Raw genomic sequence first — 3,590 nt, 5'->3', positions numbered from 1 at the left:
GGCGTTCGGGCTGGGGTGCCCGGCGGCGTCGCGGCGCCAGGCCCGCAGCGCGGACGCCGGCGAGCCGCCCACCAGCGGCGCGACGGCCACCGTGACCACCGCGGTGACCCGGGCCGGGGCCAGGTTGACCACGTCGTCGAGACGGGCCGAGGCCCACCCGAAGCGGGCGTGCCGGGCGGTGCGGTAGCCGACCATCGCGTCGAGGGTGTTCACCGCTCGGTAGCCCAGCAGCCCCGGGATGCCGGCGACCGCGCCCCACACCAGCGGCCCGACGACGGCGTCGGAGGTGTTCTCGGCCAGCGACTCGGTCCCGGCTCGGGCCATGCCGTCGGCGTCGAGCAGCTCCGGGTCGCGCGCGCACAGGTGCGGGATCCGGGCGCGGGCGGCGGCCAGGTCACCGGAGTCGAGCGACGCGGCCAGCGCGGCACCCTCCCCCACCAGCGAGGTCCCGCCGAGCACGGCCCAGGTGGCGACGGCGGTCAGCCCGGCCCGCACGACGGGCTCGGCCCGGGCCCCCGCACGCGTCGCGGCCGCCTCGGCGACCACCCCCGCCGCGACCACCGCCCCGACCAGGATCGCGGTGTAGGCCACCCCGGGTGCGACGGCGTCGCGGTGCATCCGGCCCTCCAGCCGGGCGGCGAGCGTGCCGAAGCCGGCGACCGGGTGGCCCCGGCGCGGGTCGCCGAGCAGTGCGTCGGCGACGATCCCGGCGGCCAGTCCGGCCGCGCGGCCACGTGTTCCCATGCGCCGAACCTAGAGCGGCGCGCGCGCAGGGTGCGGGCAGGCCGGGCAGGATCATGGGCATGCGCACGGACCTCAAGCCGGACGAGATGGGCAGCGGCCCGTTCTACAAGCTCCTGACCAGCGTCGTCGTCCCCCGACCCATCGCCTGGGTCTCCACCCGCTCGGCCGACGGCGTCGACAACCTCGCCCCGCACTCGTTCTTCACGGTGTCCTGCGTGGACCCGCCCATGATCCAGTTCACGTCGGTCGGGAAGAAGGACTCGCTGCGCAACGTGTCGCAGACCCGCGAGTTCGTCGTCTGCCTGGCGAACGAGCCGATGTTCGAGCGGATCAACGCGACGGGCACGGACTTCCCGTCCGAGATCAGCGAGTTCGCCTCGGTGGGGCTGACCGCCGAGGCGTCCTCGGTCGTGGCGCCGCCGCGGGTCGCCGAGTCACCGGTGGCTCTGGAGTGCGTGCTGCACGCGAACATCGAGCTCGGCAACTCGACCGTCGTCATCGGCCGGGTCGTGCACGCCGCGATCGAGGAGAGCGTGTTCGTCACCGACGAGCGCGGCAACTCCCTGCCCGACGTCCGCCGGCTCGCCCCGCTGGCCCGCCTGGGCCGCAACGAGTGGTCCCGGCTGGGCGAGATCCTGGAGATCAGCCGCATCCCCTACCAGCAGTGGCCGGGTCACTTCGGCGAGCAGTGACCCGGCCCGCCGGTCAGAGGGTGTACTCGGTGGGCGGCGTGGCGGCGGGGTCGGCGTGGATCTCGCCCTCCCGGCCGCGCAGCTCCACCCGGCGGATCTTCCCGGAGATCGTCTTCGGGAGCTCGAAGAACTCGAGGCGGCGGATCCGCTTGTAGGGGGCGAGGTTGTCGTAGGCGAACTGCAGGATCGCCGCCGCCGTCTCCTCGGTCGGCTCGTGCCCCGTGGCGAGCACCACGTAGGCCTTCGGCACGGCGAGGCGGACCGGGTCCGGGGACGGCACGACCGCGGCCTCGGCGACCGCCGGGTGCTCGATCAGCACGCTCTCCAGCTCGAACGGGCTGATCCGGTAGTCGCTGGCCTTGAACACGTCGTCGGCCCGGCCGACGTAGGTGATGTAGCCCGACTCGTCGCGGGAGCCGACGTCGCCGGTGTGGTAGTACCCGCCGGCCATGGCCTCGGCGTTGCGCTCCGGGTCGTCGGCGTAGCCCACCATCAGCCCGGTCGGGCGGTGGTCGAGGTCCAGGCAGATCTCACCCTCGTCGGCGACCTTCCCGGTGGTCGGGTCGACCAGCGCGACGACGAACCCGGGGATCGGCCTGCCCATCGAGCCCGGCTTGACCGGCTGCCCGGGCGGGTTGCCGATCTGCACCGAGGACTCGGTCTGGCCGAACCCGTCGCGGATGCGCAGGCCCCACGCCTTCTCGACCTGCTCGATGACCTCGGGGTTGAGCGGTTCCCCCGCCCCGACGACCTTGGACGGCGGCGTCGCCAGCCCGGACAGGTCGGCCTGGATGAGCATCCGCCACACCGTCGGCGGGGCGCAGAAGCTCGTCACCCCGCAGGAGTCCAGGACCGACAGGACGGACTCGGCGTCGAACCGGGCGTAGTTCATGACGAGCACGGTCGCCTCGGCGATCCACGGCGCGAACACGTTGGACCAGGCGTGCTTGGCCCAGCCGGGCGAGGAGATGTTGAGGTGCACATCGCCGGGCTCGAGGCCGATCCAGTACATCGTCGACAGGTGCCCGACCGGGTAGGACGTGTGGGTGTGCTCCACCAGCTTCGGCTTGGCGGTGGTGCCGGAGGTGAAGTACAGCAGCAGCGTGTCCGACGCCTTCGTGGCGCCGTCCGGGGTGAACTCGGCGGCGGCCGAGTAGGCCTCGCCGGTGTAGTCGCGCCAGCCCGCCACGGCGCCGCGGACGGCGATACGGGTGTAGTCGCCGTCGACGTCGTCGAACTTGCCGGCGTCGTCCGCCCCGACGACAACGTGCGCGGCCCGCCCGCGGTCCACCCGGTCCTGCAGGTCGGCCGGGGTGAGCAGGGTGGTCGCGGGGATGACGACGGCGCCCAGCTTCATCGCCGCCAGCAGCGTCTCCCACAGCTCCAGCTGGTTGCCGAGCATGAGGATGATCCGGTCGCCCCGGGCGACGCCCTGCTCCCGCAGCCAGTTCGCGACCCGGTTGGACCGCTCGGACAGCTCCGCCCACGTCCAGTGCGCCTGCGAACCGTCCTGTTCGACGATCCACAGCGCCTTCCGCGCGCCCCGCTCGGGGTCGGCCGCGACGACGTCGAAGTGGTCGAGCGCGAAGTTGAACTCATCGAGCTCCGGCCAGCGGAAGTCGCGGTAGGCCGTGTCGTAGTCCTCGCGGTGGGTGAGCAGGAAGTCGCGGGCGGCGAGGAACTTCTCCGTCGCCGGGCTGCCGGTCGCCATGGGGTGCACCTCGGTGGGCTCGTGCGGGGGGCCCGTGCCCCGGGCCCGTCGTGCGGGGCCGCCCGTGCGGCCGTACCGCGACCCTAGTCACTCCACCGGTGCCCCGGCAGTGCGCGACGGCCGCTGCCGGTCGGGCACCGACCGTGCGGCGCCGATCACGCGATGGTGGCGGCGAGGTCGGCCCGCCCGGGCGGGCCGGTGATCGTAAGGTGCCCGCGTGACCGCGCCGAACCTGCCGAAGGTGCCGACCCCCGACGTGTCGGTGTCCCGCCTGCGGGTGGGCCGGTACGGGCCGCGGCTGCTGCTGCGCGGCGTGCTCGTGGGGCTGGCGCTGCTGATCCTCGTGCTGCTGCTGGCCGGCTGCGGCAACGGCGAGCTGCCCGCGGCGTGGCGCACCCCGTCGCCGGTCCCGACGACGTCGCCGACCCCGACCCCGACCCCGA

At 73.9% G+C, this 3,590-nt stretch carries 4 protein-coding genes; 2 read left to right on the top strand and 2 right to left on the bottom strand.

The window, feature by feature from the left end; all coding sequences use genetic code 11:
- The coding region (locus tag NH602_RS29345) for a cobalamin biosynthesis protein (protein ID WP_253069507.1) at nt 1–744 on the bottom strand (744 nt) is incomplete at its 3' end.
- A 59-nt stretch (nt 745–803) separates the two neighbouring features.
- Between NH602_RS29345 and NH602_RS29340 the strand changes: the two genes are divergently transcribed.
- Entirely contained in the window at nt 804–1,436 is a 633-nt protein-coding gene (locus NH602_RS29340) for a flavin reductase family protein (RefSeq protein WP_179762321.1), read from the top strand.
- A gap of 13 nt (nt 1,437–1,449) precedes the next feature.
- On the opposite strand, the gene NH602_RS29335 is transcribed toward NH602_RS29340, so the two are convergent.
- On the bottom strand, nt 1,450–3,147 hold the full coding sequence (locus NH602_RS29335; protein ID WP_253069506.1) for an AMP-binding protein: 1,698 nt from the start codon (nt 3,145–3,147) through the stop codon (nt 1,450–1,452).
- 217 nt (nt 3,148–3,364) lie between these two features.
- On the opposite strand from NH602_RS29335, the gene NH602_RS29330 reads away from it, so the two are divergent.
- The coding region (locus tag NH602_RS29330; protein ID WP_253069505.1) for a hypothetical protein at nt 3,365–3,590 on the top strand (226 nt) is incomplete at its 3' end.

This window comes from Pseudonocardia sp. McavD-2-B (genome assembly GCF_024124365.1).
Classification (GTDB): Bacteria; Actinomycetota; Actinomycetes; order Mycobacteriales; family Pseudonocardiaceae; genus Pseudonocardia; species Pseudonocardia alni.
This window is presented reverse-complemented; position numbering and strand designations above follow the sequence as displayed.